Below are 7473 nucleotides of genomic sequence, written 5' to 3' on the forward strand. Positions count from 1 at the left end.
TATAGTATTAAAAACGTTTAAACACGCTTTTTTTGTTTTTTATTGCAACAATTTCCATCTTAGGCCATAATATACCATACTACGGATAAGATATACAATTTTTCTTTATTACCAATGAAACATCAGATACGCAACAACATAGGCTCCGACGCAGCATCGGGTTTTATCTTCTTATCGCCGATAACAACCGTACAGGGAGCAGAAGAAATAATATACCATTTCCCTTCTTTCTTTTCGAGCAATACATTAGCGGCATTGTCGGTCTGAATCATTACCCCGGGTGCAACCAATTGGGTTCCATTCCCTAAAAACAACGTCCGGTTTCCTGCATATTCATTGCTGATAACAGCATAATCCGCTTTCACTTTCATTCCTTGATAAGTAGCGGTTTGTGCGGCATCAGATAGAGAGAAGATATGATCTATACGTCCGTTTTTGCTTTTCACACAGATACCGGCAAAGTCTTCCAAACCTGCTCCTTCTGCATCAAAGTAAGAGACGGACTGAATAGCAGACGGTTCCTTTTTCGTACTCGGTTCATATATCGAGACAAAAGGACGATTCCAAGCTTCTCCATGCTGACGGGCAACAAATGTCAGCGTCGGCTGCTCCTTTATATTATAGGGCATATTCGGTGTACGGCTTAGCCCTTCGGTCATTGGCGCCAAAGCCGTAAAGATTTCACGATCCGGTTCGCCTTTCATCCAAAGATTCATGTATATATCATCGCCGTCCTTATCTTTCATATCTATGGTGAAAGTTGCTTTGACATCCTTATTGGTCGCAGCCACTTTCTTATCATATAAATAGGAATAAGCGTAAAGATGTGCGCCTGCAAAGGCGAGTTCTTCCGTAGGCTGGAGATTCAGGTCGCTGCCATCTGCTGCCGTCAATGTCAAAGTCTGCCCAAGGTTGTGATAGAAGTAATCGTGCATCTTATCGCCTCCTTTCTCTTTCCGGCTGCGGAATACATCGACATAATACCCCGTCTCCGCCCCGGTAGTGACAATACTCATCATACGGGTCTGATCCGCCCTGCTTTCCGGTTCACGGAAATAAAGGTTACTGTAAGTAACGGACGTAAATGCTTTGCCCGGTTCCGCTGATGCCGGGAAACAGGAAAGCAAATCAAAAGAATGGTTACTTTTCATCACCGGATAGCTCGATATTCCATCCACACAAACTGTATTATGACTGGGGAATTGAGAATAATATTCCGCATAATCCAGTCCGCTATACAGGAAAAGCCCGATACCTGCATCCGGACCCAATACGTATCCTTTTCCGTAAAGTTCCATCGAAATGCCGTTAGCGTGCATGTGATTCCCTTCACTGCCATTCAACGAAATCATCAAACTGTTGCGCGGATGCATACCGTTGCGCTGTACCAGCCATGACACATTGGGAGCATAAAACAAAGGAGAAACATAATCTTCTATCTTTCCCGGCTGCACTTTGGGATTTAGCGTCAGCGGTTTATCTTCAAAGAAAGAATTGACAGATACACGCACATTCTTCTTTTCTGTTTTATCATTTCCCAAATCCGGGTTCAGGCATTTCAATAAAGCCGTGAAATAGTTTTCCTGTTCTTTCTTCCCGTTCGCCTGTGCATTCTGTATCATACGGATAAAGAAGTTCGTACTCAAATATCCCGGATGCGTATCTCCAAAGCCACAAATCATACGGTTGGGAAACAGATATTGGGGAGTGGTTGCTACCGCTTTCGACAATACAGGCATTGCTTTCACCAAATCATATTGCAGATTCGTATCAAACTGATTCACGAAATTGGCATAATCATTGATTACCACACTGCTATATCCCGGACATTCTGCCCAAATTCCCGTATTTATATCGAAACCATAATCTGCCAATCGCGTCAGACTCCATTGGCGGATGCTGGAACGGTTCATCACATAGTCGATATAATATTCACGTCCTTTTCCGTCGGCATATTCTTTATTGTCTTCCAATACCAATCCGACATTCATAATAAACCGTGCCTGTAGCAAATTCCAGTTGTTATGAGGTACACCGTTCGCTATGATATTATCCGCCCATTTCTTAAAAGCTCCGGCGTAGATTTCCATTTTATCCGGGTAATTGGCCTTTAGATAATTATATAGAAAATCGTATAAAGGGACAGCGATATGGAGTGCGTCTTCATGGATGACTTCGAAAGAAGTCAATCCTACCAATGTTTGCTGATGGCCGTGATTCAGGTCGATGGGCACGTTTCTATAATAAATACCTGTCATATATGTATCAAAGACCCCTGCGGCAAGTTTAGCGAATTTCTCTTCATCCGTCATCCAATAAAGGAAAGCGGCATCACGGGCAATTCCCAGGATTTCGCAGTTCAGGCTTTCAATATTCCGGCCTGTTTTGGATGGGTGTACACTCTCCATAGGACGGTCAGGAAGTGCATTATTGCAGAAAGTGACATTCCCGTCCTCATCATCATAAGGAACGACATCCGCCAATTTGGGACGGCCGTGGGTAGCAGCTGTGCCACGGGTTCCCGTGTAGCGCACAGTGGGATAAGGAGCTCTTTCACCACCTGCATGGTCGAACGTTTCACCTTTCACATATACTTCCGTGGCATGAGACTTCCAGTACATTGCCAAACGAGACAGCAACCACGCCGGTTCAGCATCCGTCAGGTTCGTATATACTTCCGTCCGTTCCTTCAATTTATTGAAAACATCTTTCGCCCATTCTTCTTTTTTAATCAGCTTCCATGTTTCCTGCTTTCCCGCCGGAGTAGTCAGTACCCGCGGATGTGTCTGCGGCATCTTTTCCGGCAAAGGAATCTCTTGTCCGGATGCGCTGTTCAGAAAGGATAGAAAACATAGTCCAAGTAAAATTCGTCTCATACTTCAGTTATATTTTTTAGGTTTGATACCTATTAAATACGAAGATAGAGATTTATTTACCTAAATCCTCCGTCAAAGAACAATTTTATTTGTACGAGACTACGCTGTTATTTCAAACAAAGAATTATATTTGCAAAAAACCGACTAACAATTCTGATACTTATGAAAATTTTATCTATCCATGATTTGGCAACAATCAGGAAGAGAGCAGAGCACAATCTTTCATTGCGCGAAGAAAGTAATGAAAAGGTGACTGAAAAGTGTTACGGACTGGCATCCGGTGCGCAACATCTTCAGATTCTGATCTGCGGTGGTACAGGCTGTAAGGCATCTTCCAGCCAGGGTATTACAGACAATCTTCTAAAAGCCATCAAAAAGAACGAAATCACCGATAAAGTAGAAGTCATCACCGTAGGCTGTTTCGGCTTCTGTGAAAAAGGTCCTATCGTGAAAATTATCCCCGATAATACCTTTTACACCCAAGTCACTCCCGAAGATGCGGAAGAAATCATCAACGAGCATATCATCGGAGGACGAAGAATCGAACGGTTGCTGTATGTAGATCCCAAAACGGAACATACCGTCAGCGACTCCAAGCACATGGATTTCTACCGGAAACAACTCCGCATCGCATTGCGTAACTGTGGTTTTATCGATCCCGAAAATATTGAAGAGTATATCGCCCGTGAAGGATACTTTGCATTGGCCGATTGCCTGCTTAACAAACAGCCGACGGACGTTATTGATATTATCAAACGTTCGGGACTTCGCGGACGTGGTGGTGGCGGTTTCCCGACGGGACTGAAATGGGAATTTGCCAACAAGCAACAGTCAGATGTCAAATACGTGGTTTGTAACGCCGACGAAGGAGATCCCGGTGCATTCATGGACCGTTCCATTATGGAGGGCGACCCACATTCGATTGTAGAAGCGATGTGTGTCTGCGGTTATTCCATTGGTTCCACTAAAGGATTAGTATATATCCGTGCCGAATATCCGTTAGCTATCAACCGACTGAAAACAGCTATCAATCAGGCACGCGAATACGGATTACTAGGAGATCATATCTTAGGAACAGATTTCAGTTTCGACATAGAAATACGATACGGAGCCGGAGCTTTTGTCTGCGGAGAAGAAACTGCCCTTATTCATTCGATGGAAGGAAAACGGGGAGAGCCGACTCTGAAACCTCCCTTCCCTGCCGAATCCGGTTATCTGGGAAAACCAACCAATGTAAATAATGTGGAAACGCTTGCCAATATTCCCATTATTCTAACCAAAGGAGCCGACTGGTTTGCAACGATTGGCACAGAACGTTCCAAAGGAACCAAAGTGTTTGCTCTTGCCGGAAAGATTAATAATGTCGGACTGATCGAAGTGCCGATGGGAACTACTCTTCGGGAAGTAATCTACGAAATCGGAGGAGGCATCAAAGGCGGAAAGAAGTTCAAAGCTGTACAAACAGGAGGACCGTCAGGCGGCTGTCTGACAGAAAAACATCTGGACACTCCCATTGACTTTGACAACCTTCTCTCGGCCGGTTCCATGATGGGTTCAGGAGGGATGATTGTCATGGATGAGGACGACTGCATGGTATCCGTAGCCCGCTTTTATCTGGATTTTACAGTGGAAGAGTCCTGCGGGAAATGCACACCTTGCCGCATTGGAAACAAACGTCTGTTGGAACTACTGAACAAGATTACAGAAGGAAAAGGCACAGAAAAAGACCTGGACACACTTGCCACTTTGGGACAAGTCATCAAAGATACGGCCCTCTGCGGACTGGGACAAACCTCTCCGAATCCCGTTTTATCCACATTGGATAACTTCTACGATGAATATATGGAGCACGTGCGGGATAAGACTTGTCGCGCCAAGCAATGTAAATCACTATTAACATATACCATCAGTCCGGAACGTTGCATTGGTTGTCATCTATGCGCCAAAAACTGTCCGGCGGATGCTATCAGCGGACTGGTGCGTAAGCCACATGTCATTGCTCCCGATAAATGTATCAAATGCGGCATGTGTATGGCACGCTGCAAATTCAATGCTATTCTTGTCTGCTAAAATCTTATTTACTATGGAAGAAAAACAAATTACTCTCCAGATAGACGGTCATTTCATCACTGTGCCCGAGGGAAGCACTATTCTTGAAGCCGCTATCAAAATCGGTATCAATATACCTACGCTGTGTCATATCGACCTGAAAGGAACCTGTATAAAAAATAATCCGGCTTCCTGCCGTATTTGTGTGGTTGAAGTGATGGGACGGCGCAATCTGGCTCCTGCCTGCGCTACCCGTTGCACAGAAGGAATGGTAGTAAAAACCAGTACGCTACGTGTGATGAACGCACGCAAAGTGGTAGCCGAACTTATCCTGTCGGATCATCCCAACGACTGTCTCACCTGCCCCAAATGTGGCAATTGTGAACTTCAGACATTAGCGCTACGCTTTAATATCCGCGAAATGCCTTTCAATGGAGGCGAGCTCTCTCCCCGCAAGCGGGAAATCACTGCCTCCATCGTGCGCAACATGGATAAATGTATTTTCTGTCGCCGCTGTGAAAGTGTCTGTAACGATGTTCAGACAGTCGGTGCGCTCGGTGCCATCCGTCGCGGATTCAACACGACGATAGCCCCTGCCTTTGACCGGATGATGACGGAAAGCGAATGTACCTATTGCGGACAATGCGTAGCTGTCTGTCCGGTAGGTGCACTGACCGAACGCGATTATACGAACCGCCTGCTCGACGACTTAGCTAACCCGGATAAAGTGGTGATTGTGCAAACAGCCCCTGCCGTACGTGCTGCCCTAGGCGAAGAATTCGGTTTTCCTCCCGGCACACTGGTAACCGGAAAAATGGTTTATGCACTGCGTGAACTGGGATTCGACTATGTATTCGATACTGACTTTGCCGCCGACCTCACCATCATGGAAGAAGGATCGGAAATACTAAACCGTCTGACGCGCTATCTCAACGGAGATAAATCCGTACGATTACCTATCCTGACTTCCTGCTGTCCGGCATGGGTCAACTTCTTCGAACATCATTTCCCGGACATGCTGGACATTCCGTCCACCGCCCGCTCCCCACAACAGATGTTCGGTTCCATTGCCAAATCCTATTGGGCGGAGAAAATGGGCATACCCAGAGAAAAACTGGTTGTCGTATCTATCATGCCTTGTCTGGCTAAAAAGTACGAATGTGCACGTGATGAATTCAAAGTGAACGGTATCCCCGATGTGGATTATTCTATCTCTACCCGTGAACTGGCACGACTAATTAAACGTGCCAATATCGGGTTCCCTCTCGTACTGGACAGCCCATTCGACAACCCGATGGGTGAATCGACAGGTGCCGGTGTCATTTTCGGAACAACAGGTGGTGTAATGGAAGCCGCCCTCCGTTCTGTCTATGAAATCTATACCGGAGAACCTTTGAAAAATGTAAATTTCGAACAGGTACGCGGACTAAATGGCGTCCGTCGTGCTACCATTAACCTAAACGGATTTGAATTAAAAGTAGGCATCGCACACGGACTAGGCAACGCTCGTCATCTACTGGAAGATATACGGAACGGACATAACGAATATCATGTAATCGAAATTATGGCTTGCCCCGGAGGCTGTATCGGTGGCGGCGGGCAGCCTTTGCATCACGGCAACTCGGAAATACTCTATGCACGCGCCAACGCACTTTACCGTGAAGACGCCAACAAACCTTTGCGCAAATCGCACGAGAATCCGTATATCAAGACATTATACGAGGATTATCTCGGCAAACCGCTAGGTGAGAAATCGGAAACTCTCCTGCATACGCATTATTTCAACAAAGCGATTGATTAACTTTTAAATGAAGAGTATTATGTCAGATATCAAACTAGCCTGTGACATGGCAGAGCAAATCAAAACGATCTGCGACAAGCATGGAAACAAACCGGGCGAACTTATCAATATTTTGCATGAGGCACAGCATTTGCAAGGGTATCTACCCGAGGAAACGCAACGGATTATCGCTTCCAAACTTGGAATTCCCGTATCGAAAGTGTATGGTGTCGTCACTTTCTATACTTTCTTTACCATGACTCCCAAAGGAAAACATCCCATCTCTGTTTGCATGGGTACAGCTTGTTATGTACGTGGTTCAGAAAAACTGCTGGAAGAGTTCAAACGTGTATTAGGTATCGAAGTCGGTGACACTACCCCGGACGGAAAGTTCTCATTAGACTGTCTGCGTTGTGTAGGCGCCTGCGGACTGGCTCCGGTAGTGATGATCGGCGAGAAGGTATATGGTCGATTACAACCGGTAGATGTAAAGAAGATTATTGAAGAATTGGAATAACCGAATTCCCGAAAACAATATAAAACAAACGGCTGCCTTGATAAGTCAAAACAGCCGTTCATTAATATTAAAATGTAAAAAAATGATGCGGAGAGAACGAGATTCGAACTCGTGATACCCTTTAGGGGTATACACGCTTTCCAGGCGTGCCTCTTCAACCACTCGAGCACCTCTCCTTACAATTACCAACTAGAGAAAAAACTCTCCATAAAAACAGAAAGCAGCAAAAAGCTGCTTTCTAGCGGAGAGAC

At 45.4% G+C, this 7473-nt stretch carries 4 protein-coding genes and 1 tRNA gene; 3 read left to right on the plus strand and 2 right to left on the minus strand.

Annotated features, from left to right (window positions below; translation table 11 throughout):
• Positions 1-122: 122 nt before the first annotated feature.
• A complete protein-coding gene (locus KSX81_RS28170; RefSeq protein ID WP_217725503.1) occupies positions 123-2876 on the minus strand; it encodes a heparinase II/III family protein in 2754 nt (917 codons plus the stop codon).
• 162 nt (positions 2877-3038) lie between these two features.
• On the opposite strand from KSX81_RS28170, the gene nuoF reads away from it, so the two are divergent.
• The 3 genes from nuoF to nuoE are packed head-to-tail and all read left to right on the plus strand — an operon-like array spanning position 3039 to position 7222.
• Positions 3039-4946, plus strand: a complete 1908-nt coding sequence (nuoF, locus tag KSX81_RS28175) for an NADH-quinone oxidoreductase subunit NuoF (RefSeq protein ID WP_004325481.1) — start codon at positions 3039-3041, stop codon at positions 4944-4946.
• A gap of 13 nt (positions 4947-4959) precedes the next feature.
• Entirely contained in the window at positions 4960-6726 is a 1767-nt protein-coding gene (locus tag KSX81_RS28180) for an NADH-dependent [FeFe] hydrogenase, group A6 (RefSeq protein ID WP_004305843.1), read from the plus strand.
• Between the two features lie 19 nt (positions 6727-6745).
• Positions 6746-7222 (plus strand): NADH-quinone oxidoreductase subunit NuoE, encoded by a 477-nt coding sequence (gene nuoE, locus KSX81_RS28185; protein ID WP_004305841.1) that lies wholly within the window; start codon positions 6746-6748, stop codon positions 7220-7222.
• An 88-nt stretch (positions 7223-7310) separates the two neighbouring features.
• Here nuoE and KSX81_RS28190 read toward each other — a convergent pair.
• Positions 7311-7398 (minus strand) — tRNA-Ser (locus tag KSX81_RS28190).
• Positions 7399-7473 lie beyond the last annotated feature (75 nt).

Origin of the sequence: Bacteroides sp. MSK.18.37 (assembly GCF_019129155.2) — a bacterium.
In the GTDB taxonomy this organism is placed as follows: Bacteria; Bacteroidota; Bacteroidia; order Bacteroidales; family Bacteroidaceae; genus Bacteroides; species Bacteroides ovatus.

Coding starts and splice junctions, on each gene's coding strand:
- KSX81_RS28170 (WP_217725503.1), bottom strand. CDS start 2,876: ATGAGACGAATTTTACTTGGACTATGTTTTCTATCCTTTCTGAACAGC.
- nuoF (WP_004325481.1), top strand. CDS start 3,039: ATGAAAATTTTATCTATCCATGATTTGGCAACAATCAGGAAGAGAGCA.
- KSX81_RS28180 (WP_004305843.1), top strand. CDS start 4,960: ATGGAAGAAAAACAAATTACTCTCCAGATAGACGGTCATTTCATCACT.
- nuoE (WP_004305841.1), top strand. CDS start 6,746: ATGTCAGATATCAAACTAGCCTGTGACATGGCAGAGCAAATCAAAACG.